Genomic DNA, 19,266 nt, shown 5'->3' on the forward strand with positions numbered 1-19,266 from the left:
ATGCGGGCTGCGCGCGCCCGCTCCGGCCCTGAGGGTCTTCACGCCGTGGACGCGAGCGCCGCTTCGCTTCTTCCGTCGCCGCCGTTTCCAGAGCACACCACGCCCATGCAAGTCAGCACCGAATCGTCCCTCTCGTCGCTCGCGCAGGTGTCGGACCTGCACTATCGCGAGATCTTCGACAAGATCGATTCGGGGTTCTGCGTGGTGCAGGTGCTGTTCGAGGGCGATCTGGCGGTGGACTACGTGTTCCTGGAGGTCAACGCGGCATTCGAGCGCGAGACCGGCATGCGCGACGTGATCGGCCGGCGCATGCGCGAGCTGTCGCCGACCCACGAGGAACACTGGTTCCGGCTGTACGGCGAGGTGGCGCGCACCGGTTGTTCGGCCAAGTTCGAGAACTATGCCTCGGCCCTGGCCCGTTGGTGGACGGTCGACGCGTTCCGGGTCGGCGCGCCGGAGCGCCACCAGGTGGCCATTCAGTTCCTCGACATCACCGAACGCAAGCGCGTGGAGCGCGACCTGGCCGAAAGCGAGGCGCGCTTCAGCGCGCTCGCCGAGGGCCTGCCGATGCCGGTCTGGGTGCTGGACGCCACCGGCCAACTGCGCTTCACCAATACCGCCTACGCCGAGTTCTTCGGCATCAACCCGGAGTCGGACGACGCGCGTCCCGGCTGGGGCGACGTGCTGCACCCGGAAGACGCCGGCGTGTTCGCCTTCGAGCTGCGCAGCGCGCTCGAGGAACAGCGCAACCTGCGCGCGCTGGTACGTGCGCGCCGCCACGACGGCGCCTGGCGCTGGGTCGAGATGACCGCGATGCCGCGCTATTCGTCCGAGGGCGAGTTCATCGGCCTGGCCGGCAGCAGCCCGGACGTCACCGAGCGCCGCGACATCGAACTGGCTCGCGAGCAGTTGCTGGAATCGGAGCGCAGCGCGCGCAACGCCGCCGAGAGCATGGCGCGGCTGAAGGACGAATTCCTGGCCACGCTGTCGCACGAGCTGCGCACGCCGCTGACCACCATCCTGGGCTGGAGCGACCTGCTGCTGCAGCGGCTGCCGCCGGGCGATCCGAGCAACAAGGGCCTGTCGGTGATCGCCAGCAGCGCGCGCGCGCAGCAGCGGCTGATCTCGGACATGCTCGACCTGAGCAGCATGCTGCTGGGCAAGGTGCAGCTGGAAGTGGAAGCGCTGGACCTGGTCGAACAGGTGCGCGAGGCGCTGCGTGCGCAGGAACCGGTGGCCGAGGGCAAGGACCAGGCCCTGACCCTGCGCGAGCCGGCGCAGCCGTGCCTGGTGCTGGGCGACGCCACGCGCCTGCAGCAGGTGTTCTGGAACCTGCTGTCCAACGCGGTCAAGTTCACCCCGGCGCATGGCCACATCGAACTGGCGATCGACATCGACGCCGACGGCGAGCATGTGACCGTGGCGGTGCGCGATTCCGGCGACGGCATTCCGCCGGAATTCCTGCCGCACCTGTTCGGCCGCTTCCGCCAGGCCGACGGCACCACCACGCGCCTGCATGGCGGCCTGGGCCTGGGCCTGGCGATCGTGCAGCAGCTGGTGGAGATGCACGGCGGCCAGGTCAGCGCCGCCAGCGAAGGCCGCGGCTGCGGCTCGGTGTTCACCGTGCGCCTGCCGCTGCACCGCAACGCGCCGGGCAAGCGGCCGCTGCGCGAGGTGCGCGCCTTCGCGATGGCCGAGCAGGTGGTGGAGGCCTACGCGCTGAAGGGCATGCGCCTGCTGGCGGTGGAGGACCAGCCGGACATGCTCGACTACCTGCGGCGCCTGCTCGAGGAGCAGGGCGCGGAGGTGGTCACCGCCGGGTCCGCCAGCGAGGCGCTGGCGGTGCTGGACGACGGCGGCCACGACCGCATCGACGTGATGGTCACCGACATCGGCATGCCCGGCATGGACGGCTACGGCCTGATCCGCACGATCCGCGACAACATGGGCCTGGAGGCGGCCGAACTGCCGGCCGTGGCGGTGACCGCGCTGGCGCGCGCCGACGATCGCAAGCGCGCGCTGCAGTCCGGCTTCCAGGAACACCTGGCCAAGCCATACAGCGTGGCGCAGCTGGTGTCCGCGGTGCGCTTCGCCCGGCAACGCTGAGCGGTGGCCTTGTCCGCCGGCTCACGCCTGCGGCGCTAGGGTAGGGCGTCCCCTGCACAGAGCACGCCGATGACCAAGTATGCCAAGCGCGTCCACACCGACCAGGCGCAGATCCAGGCGCTGGAGGAACTGATCCTGCAGTTGCCGGAGCAGTCCAACGTGCGCATCGAACTCACCGACGGCAGCGCGTTCCTGGGCACCGTCACGATCCGCCCGAGCATCCAGCAGTTCCGCGACGAGAACGAGCGCGAAGGCAGCAACGCGCAGGTGCGGATCGACGGCCTCGACGATCCTGCCGAACACCACTACATCTGGCTGGACGAGATCCGCAGCGTGCGCCAGCTCCCGGCCCGGCCCTGGGACAACGACCCGCGCGGCGACGAGACGTCTTGACGCGTCTTTCACTTTTGCCGCGGCGTGGCTGTGCATCATCGGAACCCCCCCGAGCCTGGATGCCCACGAAGAATGATCACGCCCTCGCCAATTCGTGCCCGCTGGGCCTTCTGCGTGCTCAGCGCTGCCCTGCTCGCCGCCTGCGGCGATACCGCCAAGCACTCCATCGAGGAGGGGATGGGCCCGGATCCGGTGTTGCCCGACCCGGTGAAGCGCATGATCCCCACGGTGAAGGTCGCCGAGGTCAAGCGCTGGGCCGATGGCGCCGCGCCGGTGCCGGCCGCCGGCCTGGCGGTGCAGGCCTTCGCCCGCGACCTGGACCACCCGCGCTGGCTGTACGTGCTGCCCAACGGCGACGTGCTGGTGGCCGAGACCGCCGCGCCGCCGGCGCCGGAGAAGGAAAGCAGCGGCCTGCGCGACAAGATCCAGGGCGCGATGATGGCCAAGGCCGGCTCTACGGTGCCCAGCGCCAATCGCATCACCTTGCTGCGCGATGCCGACGGCGATGGCGTGGCGGAGGTGCGCACGCAGTTCCTCAAGGGCCTGTATTCGCCGTTCGGCATGGCCGTGGTCGGCGACCGCCTGTATGTGGCCAATGCCGATGCGCTGGTCAGCTTCCCGTACAAAGATGGCGATACCCAGATCAGCGCCGCGCCCAGTTTCGTCGCCAACTTGCCCGGCGGCATCAACCATCACTGGACCAAGAGCCTGCTGGCCAGCCGCGACGGCAAGAAGCTCTACGTCGGCGTCGGCTCCAACAGCAACGTCGCCGAAAACGGCATGGACGCCGAACTCAACCGCGCCGCGATCCTGGAAGTGGACGCGCAGAGCGGCGCCACCCGGGTATTCGCCAGCGGCCTGCGCAATCCGGTCGGGCTGGCCTGGCAGCCGGGCGCGGACACGCTGTGGGTGGTGGTCAACGAGCGCGACGAGATCGGCAGCGACCTGGTGCCCGACTACTTGACCTCGGTGCGCGAGGGCGGCTTCTACGGCTGGCCGTACAGCTACTACGGCCAGCACGTGGACGAGCGCGTGCAGCCGCAGAACGCGGAGATGGTGGCCAGCGCGATCAAGCCGGACTATGCGCTGGGTGCGCATACCGCGTCGCTGGGGCTGACCTTCTACGAAGGCGCGTTGCTGCCGCAGGCGTACCAGGGCGGTGCCTTCATCGGCCAGCACGGCTCCTGGAACCGCGATCCGCCGTCCGGCTACAAGGTGGTCTACGTGCCGTTCGTCGCCGGCAAGCCCAGCGGCAAGGCGCAGGACGTGCTGACCGGCTTCCTCGACGCCGAAGGCAAGGCCCAGGGCCGCCCGGTCGGCGTGGCGGTGGACAAGCCCGGCGCGCTGCTGGTGGCCGACGACGTTGGCAACGTGATCTGGCGGGTCGCGCCCAAGACCGGCAAGTAGTCGCCATGCTGCCGTGCCCCGGCCTGCCGGCCGGGGACGGCGGCAGGCGGACGCAAGGGTTTGTTGGAGAGCTGCGGGCCGGTCGATTAGCGCCATGCCGCGCTTTGCCCTGCCGCGCTCTTTGGATCGGAGTGGCGCGATCCTGTGTGCTGCGAGTGCTGACGCTCAGCGCGTCGCGACTGAAGTCGCTCCCACAAGGAAACGCTGCACCGTCACTGATTTGTCGGAATGCCCAAATGCCCAGTGTGGGAGCGACTTCAGTCGCGACGCGCGAAGCCAAGACCCCGCACCGAACTAGGCCTGCGCTGCACGCCTTCTCCAGTCACGACAGCCCGGCCAGCACACGCACACCCCTGTAGGAGCGGCTTCAGCCGCGACAGACATCACAACCCAAGCGCTGTAGAAAAACGGCGAAAAGCTCTCGAGCCGCACGCCACGTGCCACGCGGGCCGCAACGCCCCCAGCTCAGACGCCCCATTCCAACGGCAAAATCCCGCCACCCCAGGGAAAGCCGACCCCGCACGCTCAAACCAGACACGGCAACGCCAGGCACGCCAACGCGCACCCGGCATCGCAGATGGCGCTCGGCGGCCTAGTGCTCCACCGGCGCCGGCTCCACGCCGAAGCGGCGCGCATAGCCGCGCTCGTTGAACACGCGCTCCACCTCGGCATCGCCCAGTTCCGGCGCGGCATAGACCGCATAGACCACGCTGCCGTCGTCGCGCTCGCCGCGCTGGTGCAGGCGGTAGCGCGGGCGCCCGGTGCCGGTGTTTTCCGGGTAGTGCAGCGGTGGCTGGCTGCCGTCCAGGTCCACTTCGCTGTTGTCGACGACGCCACCGATGAACACTGCGCGCATTTGCCTCTCCATCCGTTCGGGGTGACCTGCAGCCTAGGCGCGAGAATGTTGCCATCGCATCAATGATGCGTTCGCTAAGCGCAAAACCGGGCCGGCGGCGCACTGCCGGTAGAATGCGCATTCCCTGTCCGATCCCGATCCCATGCCGGCTCTGCAAGACGCTCCCCTCGACACCCTGTTCCTGCCGTTCGCCCAGGGCGCGCTGCGCTGGCCCGCCGGCAAGGTGCTGTTCCTGCGCGCGCGCGACGGCTGGGCGCTGCGCCAGCATGCGCAGCCGGCGCAACTGGTGTGCGAACAGGGCTACCGCCCGTTCGCCACCGCCCTGGAGCAGGGCGGCTGGCAGGTCCGCGCCGTGGACGCCGGCGAGCACGACGACGCCGGCGGCTATGCGCTGGTGCTGGTGCTGCCGCCGCGGCAGCGCGACGAGGCGCGCGCGTTGCTGGCGCGCGCAGTGGCGCTGGCCGCGCCGGGCGGGGTGGTGCTGGCCTGCCAGTCCAACAACGAAGGCGCGCGCTCCGGCGAGGACGACCTGCAGCAGCTGGCCGGGCTGGGCGGCAAGCTGACCAAGAACCACTGCCGCGCGTACTGGACCGCGCCGCTGCACGGCGGCCACGACGCCGCGCTGCAGCAGCGCTGGGCCAAGCTGGACGCGCCGCGGCCGATCCTGGACGGGCGCTTCCGCAGCCGTCCCGGCGTGTTCGCCTGGGACCGCATCGATCCGGCCTCGGCGCTGCTGGCCGAACACCTGCCGGCCGACCTGGCCGGCCGCGGCGCCGATCTCGGCGCCGGCTACGGCTATCTGTCCGCGGAGTTGCTGGCGCGCTGCCCGAAGATCGCCGCGCTGGACCTGTTCGAGGCCGACGCGCGTGCGCTGGCGCTGGCGCGCTCGAATCTGGCGCAGGCGCCAGCCGCGGTGGAGATGGGCTACCACTGGCACGACGTGACCGCGGGGCTGCCGGCGCAGTACGACTTCATCGTCAGCAACCCGCCGTTCCATGCGCCCGGACGCATGGAGCGCCCGGACATCGGTCGCCGCTTCATCGCCGTGGCCGCGCAGGCGCTCAAGCCCGGCGGCAAGCTGTATCTGGTGGCGAACCGGCACCTGCCCTACGAGGCGGTGCTCGATACCAGCTTCGGCGACACCAAGGTGGTCGCCACTCGCGACGGCTTCAAGCTGATCCTGGCGGTACGCGCCCGCGCCACGGTCCGCCGATGAAGCTGGTCAAGCACCTGGCCAACCTGGGCTACGGCAGCCGCAAGCAGGTTGCGCTGATGTTCCGCGAAGGCCGCGTCACCGACGCCGACGGCGAGGTGCTGTACGCCGACGACCAGGTCGAGCACGCGACGATCCGCATCGACGGCGAGGCGCTGGACCCGCCGCCGGGGCTGATCCTGGCGCTGCACAAGCCGGTCGGCTACACCTGCTCGACCAAGGATCCGGGCCGCATCGTCTACGACCTGCTGCCGCCGCGCTTCCGCCTGCGCTCGCCGCTGCTGTCCACGGTCGGGCGGCTGGACCGCGACACCAGCGGCCTGCTGCTGATGACCGACGACGGCGCGCTGCTGCATCGCATCGTCTCGCCGAAATCGCAGCTGGCCAAGGTCTACGAAGCGACCCTGGCCGAGGACCTGCGCGGCGACGAGGCGGCGCAGTTCGCCAGCGGCACGCTGCTGCTGGACGGCGAGACCACGCCGCTGCTGCCGGTGGAGCTGGAAGTGCTGGGCCCACGCCAGGCGCGCATCACCCTGTACGAAGGCCGCTACCACCAGGCGCGGCGCATGTTCGCCGCGGTCGGCAACCACGTGGCGACGCTGCACCGCAGCCGCATCGGCGGCTTCGCGCTGGAACAGACGCTGCCGGCCGGACAGTGGCGCGTGCTGGAGGCGGCGGATCTGGGGCAGGTGTTTGGGGCCGAGATTCGGCAGTAGGGATTGGGGATTGGCAAAAGCGCGGTCAGCGCGTGTTGGCGATCCTTGCCGTTACCAATCACGAATCCCCAATCACGAATCCCGGTTCTCGAACAGCTTCTTCCAGCCGTCCAATCCCAGCGTCTCCAACGTCTGCAGATTGCGCTCCACGATCACGTCCGCGTCCGGGAACGCGGCCACCGCGCGTTCGACGCTGTCCTCGCGCAGCAGGTGCAGGGTGGGGAAAGGCGCGCGGTTGGTGTAGTTGCCGATGTCCTCCGGCGCGGTGCCGGCGAACTGGTACTGCGGATGGAAGCTGGCCACCTGCAGGATGCCGTGCAGGTCCAGCGCGTCCACCGCGGCGTCGGCGTTGTCGAGGAAATCGTTGTAGTCCAGGAAATCGCCCAGCACCTGCGGATGCACGATCAAGGTGGTGTCGATCTGCTCGGCGGGGGTGTCGCGCAGCAACAGCAGTTCCTCGCTCAGCTCTTCCAGCAGCGCCTCCGGCGTGGTCGCGTCGCTGAGCACGTAGCGGATCTGCTGCTTGACGTGCACCGCCTTGGCGAACGGACACAGGTTCAGGCCGATGACCGCGCGTTCCAGCCACAGGCGGGTCGCGGCGATCGGGTCGGCGTTGGGGTCGAGAGCGTTCAAGGCGGTTCCAGCGGGCGAGGGCGGACGGCGATCGGGCCAAGCGTGCGGCGGGCATGCCGCCGTGCACGGTTCAGTCGCGGAAATTCTCGAACTGCAGCGGCAACTCGAAATCGCTCTTCTTCAGCAGCGCCATCACGTCCTGCAGGTCGTCGCGCTTCTTGCCGCTGATGCGCAGCTTGTCGCCGTTGATCTGCGCTTCCACCTTGAGCTTGGCGTCCTTGATCGCGGCGACGATCTTCTTGGCCAGCTTCTGCTCGATACCCTGTTTGACCGTGACCTTCTGCCGCGCGCCGGCCAGGTTGGTCTCCACGTCGCCGAACTCCAGGCAGCGCGCGTCGATGCCGCGCGCGATCAGCCGCGCGCGCAGGATGTCGGTCATCTGCTTGACCTGGAAGTCGCTCGGCGCCGCCTGGTTGATGACCTGGTCGTCGAGCTCGAAGCTGGCCTCCACGCCCTTGAAATCGAAGCGGGTCGACAGCTCGCGGTTCGCCTGGTCGATGGCATTGGTCAGTTCGTGCTTGTCGATTTCGGAGACGACGTCGAAGGAAGGCATGGCAGATCCTCGGGAAAGACCCCATATCCTACCGATCTCGCCGCAGCGCCGCTGCCGACGCGTTCGCGCGGCTGGGCGGCGCGAACGATCGCGGCGATAATCCGCGCATGCCCACCTCACGTTCCAACGCCGCGGCCGCCGCCTGGATGGTCGCGGCGGTCGCTTGCTTCGCGCTGATGGATGCGGCGATGAAGATGCTGACCGCGCACTATCCGGCGCTGCAGGTCGCCACGCTGCGCGGCGGCGCCTCGCTGCCGTTCGTGCTGGTGTGGGTGCTGGCCACCGCCGGCCCACGCTCGATCCTGCCGGTGCGCTGGGGCCTGCACCTGCTGCGCGGCGTGCTCGGCATCGCCATGATCGGCTGCTTCGCCTGGGCGCTGCGCAGCCTGCCGCTGTCCACCGCCTACACCATCTACTTCGTCGCCCCGCTGCTGGTGGCCGCGCTGTCGGTGCCGCTGCTGGGCGAGCACGTCGGTCCGCGGCGCTGGGCCGCGATCGGCATCGGCCTGGTCGGGGTGCTGGTGGTGCTGCGCCCGGGCGTGGACGGCTTCGTGTCGCTGCCGGGGCTGATGGTGCTGCTGGCGGCGGCCGCCTACGCGGTCGCGGCGGTGCTGGTCAGCCTGCTGGCGCGCACCGAGACGCCACAATCGCTGGTGGTCTGGTTCCTGCTGATCATGGCGCTGGGCGCCGGGGCGCTGGCGCTGCCGGGCTGGATCCCGCTGCGCCTGGCCGACAGCGGCTGGATCGCCACGCTCGGCCTGGCCGGCGCGCTGGGGCAGGTGGCCTTGACCCAGGCGTTCCGCCGCGGCGACGCCTCGCTGATCGCGCCGCTGGAATACAGCGGGCTGATCTGGGTGATCCCGTGGGACTGGCTGCTGTGGCGCAAGCTGCCCGACGCCTGGACCTGGCTGGGCGCGGCGATCATCGTCGCCAGCGGCCTGTACCTGCTGCACCGCGAGCGGGTCCGCGCCACCGTGCGTCCGCCGCCGCAGGCGCATCCGTAGCCGGCGCCGCTGCCTGCGGCCGCACGCGCAAGCGTTAGAATCGAATGGAATAACGCGCACAACCTTGGCCTGATAGGCTTTGCGCCCCCTTCCGCTGCCGGTCCCCGCGCGTTGATCCAGTTCGAGCACCTGCACAAGTCCTACTCCGTCGCCGGCCAATCGGTCGTGGCGCTGCACCCGCTCGACCTGGAAATCCGGGCCGGTGAGGTGTTCGGCATCATCGGCCACTCCGGCGCCGGCAAGTCGACCCTGATCCGGCTGATCAACCGGCTCGAGGAGCCCAGCGGCGGGCGCCTGCTGATCGGCGGCGAAGACGTCACCGCGCTCGACCGCGCCGGCCTGCGCACGCTGCGCCGGCGCATCGGCATGATCTTCCAGCACTTCAACCTGCTGTCTTCGCGCAGCGTCGCCGGCAATGTCGCCTTCCCGCTGGAACTGGCCGGCACGCCGCGCGCGCAGATCGATGCGCGGGTGGCCGAGCTGCTGGCCCGGGTCGGCCTGGCCGAGCACGCCAACAAGTATCCGGCGCAGCTGTCGGGCGGGCAGAAGCAGCGCGTCGGCATCGCCCGCGCGCTGGCCACCGGGCCGCAGATCCTGCTGTGCGACGAGGCCACCAGCGCGCTGGATCCGCAGACCACCGCCTCGGTGCTGAGCCTGCTGGCGCAGATCAACCGCGAGCTGGGCCTGACCATCGTGCTGATCACCCACGAGATGGACGTGATCCGCCGCGTCTGCGACCGCGTGGCGGTGCTCGACGCCGGGCATCTGGTCGAGAGCGGGCCGGTCACCCAGGTGTTCCTGCACCCGCGGCACCCGACCACGCGCCGCTTCGTGTCCGAGGCCGAACATGTCGACGAAGGCGAACTGCATCGCGACTTCGGCGCGGTGGCCGGGCGCATCCTGCGCCTGACCTTCGTCGGCGGCGATACCTATGCGCCTCTGCTCGGGCGCATCGCGCGCGAGACCGCGGTGGACTACAACATCCTGTCCGGGCGCATCGACCGGATCAAGGACACTCCGTACGGCCAGCTGACCGTGGCCCTGGTCGGCGGCGATCTGGACGCGGCGCAGGCCGGGTTCGTCGCCGCCGGCGTGCATGTCGAGGAGCTGCGCCGATGATTCCGTTCGCCACCGCCGCCAGCGGTTTCTTCCGCAATCTCGACCCCGGCAAATGGGCCGAGATCGGCAACGCCACGCTGGACACGCTGCTGATGCTCGGCGGCTCGCTGCCGCTGACCCTGCTGATCGGCCTGCCGCTGGGCGTGCTGCTGTTCCTGACCGGACCGCGCCAGACCCACCAGCGACCGCTGCTGTACGGCGTGCTGGCGCTGGCGATCAACGTGCTGCGCTCGGTGCCCTTCATCATCCTGATGATCGCGATGATCCCGCTGACGCTGTGGGCGATGGGCACCTCGCTGGGCGTGCGCGGCGCGATCCTGCCGCTGGTGGTGGGTGCGGCGCCGTTCTACGCGCGGCTGGTGGAGACGGCGCTGCGCGAAGTGGACCGCGGCGTGGTCGAGGCCAGCTTGGCGATGGGCGCGACCACCTGGCAGCTGGTGACGCGGGTGTTGCTGCCCGAGGCGCGGCCCGGGCTGATCGCCGGCGCCACGGTGACCACCATCGCGCTGATCGGCTTCACCGCGATGGGCGGCGCGATCGGCTCCGGCGGCCTCGGCGACCTGGCCTACCGCGACGGCTACCAGCGCTCGCACGCCGACGTGGCGCTGATCACCGTGGTGGTGTTGCTGTTGCTGGTGCAGGGCCTGCAGATGCTCGGCGATCGGCTGGTCGCGCATTACAGCCGGCGCTGAGCGCGTGTCGCTACCGTACCGCGCTTTTTGTAGGAGCGGCTTCAGCCGCGACCGCTTTGCCGATAGATCCGGTCGCGGCTGAAGCCGCTCCTACACAAGCGCCACTACGCCCTTCGCCGCATGCAGCGGCCAGGTCTGCTAGCTTGCTTGCATGGCGGCCTGGCCGCTCTTCTTCCCCACGTTTTCGGATTCCCGCCATGACCAAGCTCCCGCTTCGCCTGCTGCTCGCCACCGCCGTGCTCGCCCTGGCCGCCTGCGGCAAGTCCACGCCCGGTGCCGACACCACGCGCCTCAGCGTCGCCGCCACCGCGGTGCCGCATGCGGAGATCCTTGAGGTGGTCAAGCCGCTGCTGGCCAAGCAGGGCGTGACCCTGGAGGTGCGCGTGTTCAACGACTACGTGCAGCCCAACGACCAGGTGGTGCAGAAGCAGATCGACGTGAACTACTTCCAGACCGAGCCGTACCTGGACGCCTACAACCGCGATCGCAAGAGCGACCTGGTCACCGTGGTCGGCGTGCACATCGAGCCGTTCGGCGCCTACTCTCGCCGGGTCAAGTCGCTGGCCGAGCTGCCGCAGGGCGCCGACGTGGTGATCCCCAACGATCCCAGCAACAACAGCCGCGCGCTGATCCTGCTGGACAAGGCCGGGGTCATCAAGCTCAAGGATCCGTCCAACGCGCTGTCCACCCAGCGCGACATCGTCGCCAATCCCAAGCAGCTGAAGTTCCGCGAACTGGATTCGGCGATGCTGCCGCGGGTGCTGGACCAGGTCGACCTGGCGCTGATCAACACCAACTACGCGCTCGATGCCGGGCTCAATCCCACCCGCGACGCGCTGGCGATCGAGAGCAAGGACTCGCCGTACGTGAACTTCCTGGTCGCGCGCGCCGACAACAAGGACGACCCGCGCGTGCAGAAGCTGGCCAAGGCGCTGACCAGTCCCGAGGTCAAGGCCTTCATCGAGCGCAAGTACCAGGGCGCGGTGCTGCCGGCGTTCTGAGGAGACCCGCGCATGCCGTTGCTGCTGGCCATTCCGCTGGCGATCGTGATCGCGCTGGCGGTCACCGCGGTGTTGTTGCCGCTGTCGCTGCTGCAGCGCTTCCGCTACGGCACCTCGCGGCGCCAGGCGCGGGCGTGGCTGGCTGGCGTGCAGTTCTGGTCGGCGCTGGTGTCCAGCGCGCTGTTGCTGGGCTTCGCGCTGATCGCCGCACACTGGTGGCCCAACGCGGCGGCCTATGCCTGTCTGGGCTGGCTGGCGGGCCTGGCCGTGGGCGCGCTGGGGATCTGGTTGAGCCGTTTCGAACCGTTGCCGCAGGGCCTGTACTACACGCCGAACCTGTGGCTGGTGCTGGCGATGACGCTGCTGGTGGTGGCACGCATCGGCGCCGGCCTGGTGCAGGGCTGGCGCAGCATGAGCGAGCACGCGGCGTGGCCGGCGCAGGGCTGGATGAGCCACGCCAGCCTCCTTGGCGCCGCGGCCTTGTTGCTCGGCTACGCCTGCGCGTATGCGTGGCTGCTGCGGCGCAAGGCGCGCCATTACGACCGCTATCGCGGCTACGACCGTTCGCCGCGCTGAGCGGCGGCTCGGCGTGCAGTGCCGCGGTGCGGCCAGCGCAAAAACAAACGGGCCCATCGGGCCCGTTTGCATGTGACGCGATGCAGGCGTGCTTAGAAGCGCGCGCCGACGCCGAAGCTGACCAGCCACGGATCCAGCTTCAGGTCCTGGCCGGTGCCGCTGCCGGCGACCTGCACTTCCGGGCGCGAATGCATGTAGCGCGCATCGGCACGGGCGAACCAGGTCGAGTTGATGTTCATGTCCACGCCGACGGTGCCGATCGCACCCTTGGCGGTGTCCAGGCCGACGTGCTGGCCGCTGGCCGACAGGCCGTCGATCTTCTCGTTGCTGAAGTTGGACTCGTAGTAACCGACGCCGACGAACGGACGGAACACGTTGTCCGCCTGGCCGAAGTGGTACTGGCCGCTCAGCGCCAGCGGCTGCTGCTCGACCGTGCCGACCTTGCCCACGCCGCTGGCGTTGACGCGGTGGTTGAACTTGTCGGCCGCGCCCCACAGTTCCACCGCCCAGTTGTCGTTGATCAGCCAGCTGGCGCTGATGGTCGGCGCCGGGCCGCCATCGATGTCCAGGCCATTGGCCGGCTTGGAATGGGGGTCGAGCAGGGTCGCGCTGCCGACGACGGAAAAGCGCTTGCCGGATGCAGTATCGGCGCCGTCCTGCGCAAACGCGGCAGGCGCGAACGCGAGAGCGGAAACGACAGCCAGGCTCAGCATTTGAATGGACCGCATTGGGAATCTCCTCATCTTTTTCTTGTGGGGCCACGGGAGTGGGCGCGCACACCGTATCGATGAGAAGATGAATCGACGCCGACCTCGTCCGGGCGAGTCCAGCCATCGTTCAGACACACGCGTTCGATGCCTGAAATAACGAGGTTTTAAGGCTTGGCGACATTCATCGTGGTGCCCTCGACGTGACGACGCAAACGCTGTTGCAGGGCTTGCCCGCGCAGATCCGCGACGATTGCCGGGTGTTGATTCTCGGCTCCATGCCCGGCGCGGCGTCGCTGCAGCACGCGCGCTACTACGCGCATCCGCGCAACCGTCTATGGCCGCTGCTGGGCGCGTTGTGCGGCTTCGATCCGCACCTGGACTATCACGCGCGCTTGCAGGCCATGCACGCGCGCGGCGTGGGCCTGTGGGACGTGATCGGCCAGTGCCGGCGCAGCGGCAGCCTGGACGCGGCGATCGTGCGCGGCAGCGAAGTGCCCAATCCCTTGCCCGCGCGCATCGCGCAGTTGCCGCAATTGCGCGCGATCGCCTGCAACGGCGCCGCCGCGGCAAACGCGTTCGCGCGGTTCGTGCAGCCGCAGCTGGCGCCGCGCGATCCGGCGCTGGCGGTGCTGGCGCTGCCCTCGACCAGCCCGGCCAACGCCGCGTTCTCGCTGCCGCGGCTGCAGCAGGCCTGGGCGCCGCTGCAGGCCTGGCTTACGCCCTCGTCGTAGCCCGGATCAGTGCTGCGTGCGCAGCGAACGCGCGCGCAGCCGCAGCCACAGCGTCTGCACCAGCAGCACGGCGGCCAGCGCCAACGCCACCCAGGCCGCGCTGCGCGCCCCGTCCAGGCCGCTGCCGGCCTGCTTGACGTAGACCGCGGCCAGCGCCCACAGCGCTGCGGCGACATAGGCCAGGTTGCCGCGCATCGCCCGGTTCAGGCCGAGCAGCAGCGCCGCGGCCAGCGCGAACAGCACCAGGCTCCACGGCAGCATGTGTTCGATGGATAGCCAGCGGTAGGCGACGATCACCTGCGCGGTGTTCAGGAAGGCGGCCAGCGACAGCCAGCCGGCGTGCAGCGACAACGGCAGCCACGCCCACAGCGCCTGCCATGGCTCGGCGTGCGGATCGCGCGACAGGCGCAGCGCGGCCAGCGCCAGGCACGCCAGCGCCGCCCAGATCACCGCCAGCGCCAGCAGGAAGTGCTGCTGCGAGAACACCGGCATCCACAGTGCGGTCAGGCCGAAGCCCAGCGCCGCCGGCAGCCGCACCCGCGCCAGCGCACTGTCGCGCCGGCGCCGCGGCGACAGCTGCCACAGGCCGAAGCCCAGGTCGAGCAGAAAGATGAGGCCCCAGATCGCGAAGGCGTAGCCGGCGGCGACGATCAGGGTCGGGTAGCGGTCGGAGATCGCGCCATTGGTCGGGCCGAACGCGCCGCGCTGCGCGAACCAGGCGACCAGCGGCATCGCCAACGACATCAACAGCACGAACACACGCATGGCGGCACTCCGATCGGGTGCGGCGCATGCTAGGCGCCCGTCCGTGAAGGCTGTGCGCCGCCGGAGGCCGCGATGACGCCGGGACAATGCGCCGGCGTACAGTCGCCGCGAACGCCCGGACGCAGGCGCTTCTCGGTGCCGCCGCGCGGCCGCCGCGGGTTTTTTTGCCCGGCAAAGGTTGGCGCTGCGGCTGCGGGCCGCCACAATAGGGGTTTCCCCCTCATTAGTTGCCGGAGTTGCCCGCATGGCCGAAATCAAGGAAGCACTTGTCCCCGATATCGGTGACTACAGCGACGTCCCGGTAATCGAAGTGCTGGTGGCGGTCGGCGACACGGTGAAGAAGGACCAGAGCCTGGTCACCCTGGAGTCGGACAAGGCGACGATGGAAGTGCCGTCGCCGTTCGCCGGCGTGGTCAAGGAGCTGAAGGTCAAGATCGGCGACAGCCTGTCCGAAGGCAAGCTGGTGGCCTTGATCGAAGTGGCCGAGGACGGCGCCAGCGCCGCCGCGCCGGCCCCGGCAGCGGCCAAGGCGACCGCGGCGCCGGCCAAGCAGGAAGCGGCGCCGTCGCAGCCGGCCCGGCAGGAAGCGGTCAAGCCCGCGCCTGCGCCGGCGGGCGCGGCCGGTATCGTCGAGGCGCGCGTGCCGGACATCGGCGACTACAGCGACGTGCCGGTGATCGAGGTGCTGGTCGCGGTCGGCGACACCGTCGCCAAGGACCAGAGCCTGGTGACCCTGGAGTCGGACAAGGCGACGATGGAAGTGCCCTCGTCGGTGGCCGGCGTGGTCAAGGAACTGAAGGTCAAGGTCGGCGACAGCCTGTCCGAGGGCAAGGTCGTGGCGCTGATCGAAGTGGCCGGCGCCAACGCCGATGCGCCGTCGTCGGGCGCGGTCCAGCCCAGCGCCGAGACCGGCGGCGGGGTGGAGCCGGTGCCGGCCTCGTCCGCGCCGGACAAGCTGGCCCAGCGCGAGATCGCGCAGGTGCAGAGCTCGGCCCCGGCCAAGGCCGCCGCGGCGGGCGCGTCCGCCGGCACCCCGAGCAGCCCGCCGGTGGAGTTCAACGCCGACAGCGTGCTGCCGCAGAAGGTGCCCTACGCCAGCCCGGCGGTGCGCGTGTTCGCGCGCGAGCTGGGCGTGGACCTGTTCCAGGTCAGCGGCACCGAGCACGGCGGGCGCATCACCAAGGACGACGTGCAGCGCTACGTCAAGGCGGCGCTGTCCGGCGGCGTGCCGGCCACTTCGGCTGGCGGCGCGCCGGCGGCGGGCGGCGGCAACGGCCTGAACCTGCTGCCGTGGCCGAAGGTGGACTTCGCCAAGTTCGGCGAGGTCGAGGTCAAGCCGCTGTCGCGGATCAAGAAGATCTCCGGCGCCAACCTGGCGCGCAACTGGGCGATGATCCCGCACGTCACCCAGTTCGAGCAGGCCGACATCACCGACCTGGAAGCGTTGCGCGTGGCGCTGAACAAGGAGAACGAGAAGGCCGGCATCAAGCTGACCATGCTCGCCTTCCTGCTCAAGGCCAGCGCCGCGGCGCTGAAGCAGTTCCCCGACTTCAACGCCTCGCTGGATGCGGCCGGCGAGAACCTGACCCTGAAGAAGTACTTCCACATCGGGTTCGCCGCCGACACCCCGAACGGGCTGGTGGTGCCGGTGATCCGCGACGTGGACAAGAAGGGCGTGGTCGAACTGGCGCGCGAGAGCGGCGAACTGGCCAAGAAGGCGCGCGACGGCAAGCTCGGCCCGGCCGAGATGAGCGGCGGCTGCTTCTCGATCAGCTCGCTCGGCGGCATCGGCGGCACCGCGTTCACGCCGATCGTCAATGCGCCGGAAGTGGCGATCCTGGGCGTGTCCAAGTCGGCGATCCAGCCGGTGTGGAACGGCAAGGAATTCGCGCCCAAGCTGATGTTGCCGCTGTCGCTGAGCTACGACCACCGGGTCATCGACGGCGCCGCGGCGGCGCGCTTCACCACCTACCTGAGCCAGGTGCTGGCGGACATGCGCCGGGTGCTGCTGTAAGTCCTGCCGCAACGGCGCCGCGCCCGGCGTGGCCCGTGTTTTCCCCCACCTGCGCGCGCCGCGTCCATCGCGGCGGCGCCGTAGAACTGCAATCGCCCGCCGGCGCGCCGGCCGGGCCACAGGAGAAGCTGCATGGCGGTCATTGAGGTCAAGGTCCCGGATATCGGCGACTACAGCGAGGTTCCGGTCATCGAAGTGCTGGTCGCGGTCGGCGACACGGTCAAGAAGGACCAGGGCCTGCTGACGCTGGAGTCGGACAAGGCCACGCTGGAAGTGCCGTCGCCCGGCGCCGGCGTGATCAAGGAACTGAAGGTCAAGCTGGGCGATACCCTGTCCGAGGGCGCGGTGATCGCGCTGCTGGAAACCGAGGATGCCGGTGCCGCGCCGGCGGCCGCGCCCGCCGCGGCCAAGGCCGACGTGCCGGCCAGCAAGCCGCCGGTGGCGCCGTCGCATCGCGCCCCGGCCGAGCCGCCGGCGCCGAAGCCGGCGCTGGCCAGCGGCAAGCCGGCTGACATCGAATGCAAGATTGTGGTGCTCGGCGCCGGCCCCGGCGGCTACACCGCCGCGTTCCGCGCCGCCGACCTGGGCCTGGACACGGTGCTGATCGAGCGCTACGCCAGCCTCGGCGGCGTCTGCCTCAACGTCGGCTGCATCCCGTCCAAGGCGCTGCTGCACGCGGCCGCGGTGATCGACGAGGTGGCCCATGCCGGCGACTTCGGCGTGACCTTCAGCGCGCCCAAGATCGCCCTGGACAAGCTGCGCGCGTACAAGGACAACGTGGTCGGCAAGCTGACCGGCGGCCTGGCGAGCATGGCCAAGCAGCGCAAGGTGCGCACCGTCACCGGCGTGGCCTCGTTCGTGTCGCCCAACGAGCTGGAGATCGTCGGCGCCGACGGCAAGACCCAGCTGCTGCGCTTCGAACACTGCATCATCGCCGCCGGCTCGCAGGCGGTGAAGCTGCCGAACTTCCCGTGGGACGACAAGCGGGTGATGGACTCCACCGACGCGCTGGAGCTGCAGGAGATCCCCAAGACCCTGCTGGTGGTCGGTGGCGGCATCATCGGCCTGGAAATGGCCACCGTGTACAGCGCGCTGGGCAGCAAGGTCACCGTGGTCGAGTTTATGGACCAGCTGATGCCGGGCGCCGACAAGGACCTGGTCAAGCCGCTGGCCGACCGCCTGAAGAAGCAGGGCGTCGAAGTCCACCTGAAGACCAAGGCCACCGAGGTCAAGGCCGACAAGAAGGGCATCACCGTGTCGTTCGAAGCCGCGGCCGAGGGCGAGCAGCCGGGGCTGGGCGCGACCACCTACGATCGCGTGCTGGTCGCAGTGGGCCGCACCCCGAACGGCAAGAAGATCGGCGCGGAGAAGGCCGGGGTCAACGTCACCGAGCGCGGCTTCATTCCGGTCGACCGGCAGATGCGCAGCAACGTGCCGCACATCTTCGCCATCGGCGATATCGTCGGCAACCCGATGCTGGCGCACAAGGCCACGCACGAGGGCAAGCTGGCCGCGGAAGTGGCGGCGGGCGAGAAGAAGGAATGGGTGGCGCGGGTGATCCCGTCGGTGGCCTACACCAACCCGGAAATCGCCTGGGTCGGCGTCACCGAGACCGAGGCCAAGGCCAAGGGCCTGAAGGTCGGCGTGGCCAAGTTCCCGTGGGCGGCCAGCGGCCGCGCCATCGGCATCGGCCGCACCGAGGGCTTCACCAAGCTGATCTTCGATGAGGAAACCCACCGCATCATCGGCGGCGCCATCGTCGGCGTGCATGCCGGCGACCTGCTGGCCGAGATCGGCCTGGCGATCGAGATGGGCGCGGAGGCGGAGGACATCGGCCACACCATTCACGCGCATCCGACCCTGAGCGAATCGGTCGGCATGGCCGCCGAGGTCTACGACGGCACCATCACCGACCTGTACATCCCGAAGAAGAAGTAAACCGCTGCTTCGCGATGCCGACGACGCCCCGCCCCGCGCGGGGCGTCGTCGTTTGCGGGCGGCGTTGGCGCGGCGTCTCGCCTTTGCTACGGTCGCTCCAGCCGATCTCGGAGACGCACGATGCGCGACACGCTGCTGGGCCTGCTGCTGCTGTGTTGCTCGCTGCCGCTGTGCGCGACAGGCGCCGCCGAGGAGGCGGAGGATCCGGCGTTGAGCGCCGCGCTGGCACGCTGTCCGGGCGCGGCGCAGTTCATGCGCAGCCACCACGATGACGCCGCACGTGCCGCGGCCGCCGCACCGGCCGCGGCCGCGCCGACCGATCCTGCGCTGCGCCAGCGCCTGCTGGACATGCAGCGCGTGGACCAGCAGGCCCGCGGCGGCGACTGGTCGCCGGCGGGAGTGGAGAAGATGGCCGCGGTCGATGCGGCGCATCTGCCGCAGATCAAGCGCATCGTCGCCGAGCACGACGGCTTGCCCAGTGCGGCGCAGGTCGGCGGCGACGGCGTCGCCGCGGCCTGGCTGCTGGTGCAGCATGCCGACCGCGACCCAGCCTTCCAGGCCGAGGTGCTGAGCAAGCTGGCGCCGCAGGTGGAGCGTGGCGAGATCGCGGCGCGCAACATGGCCATGCTGACCGATCGCGTGCTGGTCGCGCAGGGCAAGCCGCAGCGCTACGGCACCCAGTTGGTCGCGAAACAGGGGCGCTGGGAGCCCAAGCCGATCGAGGATCCGCAGCAGGTCGACGCGCGCCGCGCCAGCGTCGGCGACATGCCGCTGTCCGATTATCTGTGCATGGTCGCCGGGCTCTCGCCGGCGCCGTGATCGCGCAGCGGCACGTCCGC

General features: G+C 69.9%; 19 protein-coding genes. 14 read left to right on the forward strand and 5 right to left on the reverse strand.

Going from position 1 to position 19,266, the window contains the following annotated elements:
- Positions 1-105: 105 nt before the first annotated feature.
- The 3 genes from J2Y70_RS09270 (at position 106) to J2Y70_RS09280 (ending at position 3,906) form a co-directional block, all read left to right on the forward strand.
- Complete coding sequence (locus J2Y70_RS09270) at positions 106-2,106, forward strand: ATP-binding protein (protein WP_309916317.1); 2,001 nt, start codon at positions 106-108, stop codon at positions 2,104-2,106.
- Positions 2,107-2,175: 69 nt separating this feature from the next.
- Positions 2,176-2,499: a DUF3247 family protein gene (locus J2Y70_RS09275; protein ID WP_263397079.1), complete on the forward strand. Its 324-nt coding sequence runs from the start codon at positions 2,176-2,178 to the stop codon at positions 2,497-2,499.
- Between the two features lie 75 nt (positions 2,500-2,574).
- The gene (locus tag J2Y70_RS09280) at positions 2,575-3,906 is read left to right on the forward strand and encodes a sorbosone dehydrogenase family protein (protein WP_309917047.1); all 1,332 of its coding nucleotides are present in this window, start codon (positions 2,575-2,577) and stop codon (positions 3,904-3,906) included.
- A 592-nt stretch (positions 3,907-4,498) separates the two neighbouring features.
- On the opposite strand, the gene J2Y70_RS09285 is transcribed toward J2Y70_RS09280, so the two are convergent.
- On the reverse strand, positions 4,499-4,762 hold the full coding sequence (locus J2Y70_RS09285; RefSeq protein WP_309916320.1) for a hypothetical protein: 264 nt from the start codon (positions 4,760-4,762) through the stop codon (positions 4,499-4,501).
- 142 nt (positions 4,763-4,904) lie between these two features.
- Between J2Y70_RS09285 and J2Y70_RS09290 the strand changes: the two genes are divergently transcribed.
- Both J2Y70_RS09290 and J2Y70_RS09295 read left to right on the forward strand, forming a co-directional pair.
- Positions 4,905-5,978 carry a class I SAM-dependent methyltransferase gene (locus tag J2Y70_RS09290; protein WP_309916323.1) on the forward strand — a complete coding sequence of 358 codons (1,074 nt, stop codon included), beginning with the start codon at positions 4,905-4,907 and terminating at the stop codon, positions 5,976-5,978.
- The gene (locus tag J2Y70_RS09295; RefSeq protein WP_309916326.1) at positions 5,975-6,691 is read left to right on the forward strand and encodes a pseudouridine synthase; all 717 of its coding nucleotides are present in this window, start codon (positions 5,975-5,977) and stop codon (positions 6,689-6,691) included. Before J2Y70_RS09290 ends, J2Y70_RS09295 begins: the two co-directional genes overlap by 4 nt.
- Positions 6,692-6,763: 72 nt before the next feature.
- On the opposite strand, the gene J2Y70_RS09300 is transcribed toward J2Y70_RS09295, so the two are convergent.
- Both J2Y70_RS09300 and J2Y70_RS09305 read right to left on the reverse strand, forming a co-directional pair.
- Complete coding sequence (locus J2Y70_RS09300; RefSeq protein ID WP_309916330.1) at positions 6,764-7,324, reverse strand: DUF1415 domain-containing protein; 561 nt, start codon at positions 7,322-7,324, stop codon at positions 6,764-6,766.
- A gap of 70 nt (positions 7,325-7,394) precedes the next feature.
- Entirely contained in the window at positions 7,395-7,877 is a 483-nt protein-coding gene (locus J2Y70_RS09305; RefSeq protein WP_309916333.1) for a YajQ family cyclic di-GMP-binding protein, read from the reverse strand.
- 107 nt (positions 7,878-7,984) lie between these two features.
- Here J2Y70_RS09305 and J2Y70_RS09310 point away from each other — a divergent pair, with 107 nt between their 5' ends.
- The 5 genes from J2Y70_RS09310 (at position 7,985) to J2Y70_RS09330 (ending at position 12,269) form a co-directional block, all read left to right on the forward strand.
- Positions 7,985-8,881 (forward strand): DMT family transporter, encoded by an 897-nt coding sequence (locus tag J2Y70_RS09310; RefSeq protein WP_309916336.1) that lies wholly within the window; start codon positions 7,985-7,987, stop codon positions 8,879-8,881.
- A 111-nt stretch (positions 8,882-8,992) separates the two neighbouring features.
- Positions 8,993-10,000 carry a methionine ABC transporter ATP-binding protein gene (locus J2Y70_RS09315; RefSeq protein ID WP_309916339.1) on the forward strand — a complete coding sequence of 336 codons (1,008 nt, stop codon included), beginning with the start codon at positions 8,993-8,995 and terminating at the stop codon, positions 9,998-10,000.
- Positions 9,997-10,692, forward strand: a complete 696-nt coding sequence (locus tag J2Y70_RS09320) for a methionine ABC transporter permease (RefSeq protein ID WP_263397088.1) — start codon at positions 9,997-9,999, stop codon at positions 10,690-10,692. The genes J2Y70_RS09315 and J2Y70_RS09320 overlap by 4 nt, the downstream gene beginning before the upstream one ends.
- A gap of 197 nt (positions 10,693-10,889) precedes the next feature.
- Complete coding sequence (locus tag J2Y70_RS09325; RefSeq protein WP_309916343.1) at positions 10,890-11,693, forward strand: MetQ/NlpA family ABC transporter substrate-binding protein; 804 nt, start codon at positions 10,890-10,892, stop codon at positions 11,691-11,693.
- Positions 11,694-11,705: 12 nt separating this feature from the next.
- On the forward strand, positions 11,706-12,269 hold the full coding sequence (locus tag J2Y70_RS09330) for a DUF1453 domain-containing protein (protein WP_309916346.1): 564 nt from the start codon (positions 11,706-11,708) through the stop codon (positions 12,267-12,269).
- 92 nt (positions 12,270-12,361) lie between these two features.
- On the opposite strand, the gene J2Y70_RS09335 is transcribed toward J2Y70_RS09330, so the two are convergent.
- Complete coding sequence (locus tag J2Y70_RS09335) at positions 12,362-12,997, reverse strand: OmpW family protein (RefSeq protein WP_263397091.1); 636 nt, start codon at positions 12,995-12,997, stop codon at positions 12,362-12,364.
- A gap of 182 nt (positions 12,998-13,179) precedes the next feature.
- On the opposite strand from J2Y70_RS09335, the gene J2Y70_RS09340 reads away from it, so the two are divergent.
- Entirely contained in the window at positions 13,180-13,710 is a 531-nt protein-coding gene (locus tag J2Y70_RS09340; protein WP_309916351.1) for a DNA-deoxyinosine glycosylase, read from the forward strand.
- A 6-nt stretch (positions 13,711-13,716) separates the two neighbouring features.
- Here J2Y70_RS09340 and J2Y70_RS09345 read toward each other — a convergent pair whose 3' ends face one another.
- Entirely contained in the window at positions 13,717-14,475 is a 759-nt protein-coding gene (locus J2Y70_RS09345) for a hypothetical protein (RefSeq protein ID WP_309916354.1), read from the reverse strand.
- 244 nt (positions 14,476-14,719) lie between these two features.
- Between J2Y70_RS09345 and aceF the strand changes: the two genes are divergently transcribed.
- From aceF to J2Y70_RS09360, 3 genes are all read left to right on the forward strand, one after another.
- Positions 14,720-16,489 (forward strand): dihydrolipoyllysine-residue acetyltransferase, encoded by a 1,770-nt coding sequence (gene aceF, locus J2Y70_RS09350; protein WP_309916357.1) that lies wholly within the window; start codon positions 14,720-14,722, stop codon positions 16,487-16,489.
- A 132-nt stretch (positions 16,490-16,621) separates the two neighbouring features.
- Complete coding sequence (gene lpdA / locus J2Y70_RS09355; protein WP_309916359.1) at positions 16,622-18,427, forward strand: dihydrolipoyl dehydrogenase; 1,806 nt, start codon at positions 16,622-16,624, stop codon at positions 18,425-18,427.
- Between the two features lie 120 nt (positions 18,428-18,547).
- Positions 18,548-19,246, forward strand: coding sequence for a DUF6624 domain-containing protein (locus J2Y70_RS09360; protein ID WP_309916362.1), 699 nt, complete (start codon positions 18,548-18,550; stop codon positions 19,244-19,246).
- Positions 19,247-19,266 lie beyond the last annotated feature (20 nt).

The sequence above is a fragment of the Xanthomonas sp. 1678 genome (assembly GCF_031455575.1).
In the GTDB taxonomy this organism is placed as follows: domain Bacteria; phylum Pseudomonadota; class Gammaproteobacteria; order Xanthomonadales; family Xanthomonadaceae; genus Xanthomonas_A.

Bases quoted from the DNA above. Each gene is read 5' to 3' on its own strand.
- J2Y70_RS09270 (WP_309916317.1), top strand. From the start codon at position 106: ATGCAAGTCAGCACCGAATCGTCCCTCTCGTCGCTCGCGCAGGTGTCG.
- J2Y70_RS09305 (WP_309916333.1), bottom strand. From the start codon at position 7,877: ATGCCTTCCTTCGACGTCGTCTCCGAAATCGACAAGCACGAACTGACC.
- J2Y70_RS09345 (WP_309916354.1), bottom strand. From the start codon at position 14,475: ATGCGTGTGTTCGTGCTGTTGATGTCGTTGGCGATGCCGCTGGTCGCC.
- J2Y70_RS09360 (WP_309916362.1), top strand. From the start codon at position 18,548: ATGCGCGACACGCTGCTGGGCCTGCTGCTGCTGTGTTGCTCGCTGCCG.
- aceF (WP_309916357.1), top strand. From the start codon at position 14,720: ATGGCCGAAATCAAGGAAGCACTTGTCCCCGATATCGGTGACTACAGC.
- J2Y70_RS09335 (WP_263397091.1), bottom strand. From the start codon at position 12,997: ATGCGGTCCATTCAAATGCTGAGCCTGGCTGTCGTTTCCGCTCTCGCG.
- J2Y70_RS09310 (WP_309916336.1), top strand. From the start codon at position 7,985: ATGCCCACCTCACGTTCCAACGCCGCGGCCGCCGCCTGGATGGTCGCG.
- J2Y70_RS09320 (WP_263397088.1), top strand. From the start codon at position 9,997: ATGATTCCGTTCGCCACCGCCGCCAGCGGTTTCTTCCGCAATCTCGAC.
- J2Y70_RS09330 (WP_309916346.1), top strand. From the start codon at position 11,706: ATGCCGTTGCTGCTGGCCATTCCGCTGGCGATCGTGATCGCGCTGGCG.
- J2Y70_RS09325 (WP_309916343.1), top strand. From the start codon at position 10,890: ATGACCAAGCTCCCGCTTCGCCTGCTGCTCGCCACCGCCGTGCTCGCC.
- lpdA (WP_309916359.1), top strand. From the start codon at position 16,622: ATGGCGGTCATTGAGGTCAAGGTCCCGGATATCGGCGACTACAGCGAG.
- J2Y70_RS09290 (WP_309916323.1), top strand. From the start codon at position 4,905: ATGCCGGCTCTGCAAGACGCTCCCCTCGACACCCTGTTCCTGCCGTTC.
- J2Y70_RS09295 (WP_309916326.1), top strand. From the start codon at position 5,975: ATGAAGCTGGTCAAGCACCTGGCCAACCTGGGCTACGGCAGCCGCAAG.
- J2Y70_RS09275 (WP_263397079.1), top strand. From the start codon at position 2,176: ATGACCAAGTATGCCAAGCGCGTCCACACCGACCAGGCGCAGATCCAG.
- J2Y70_RS09285 (WP_309916320.1), bottom strand. From the start codon at position 4,762: ATGCGCGCAGTGTTCATCGGTGGCGTCGTCGACAACAGCGAAGTGGAC.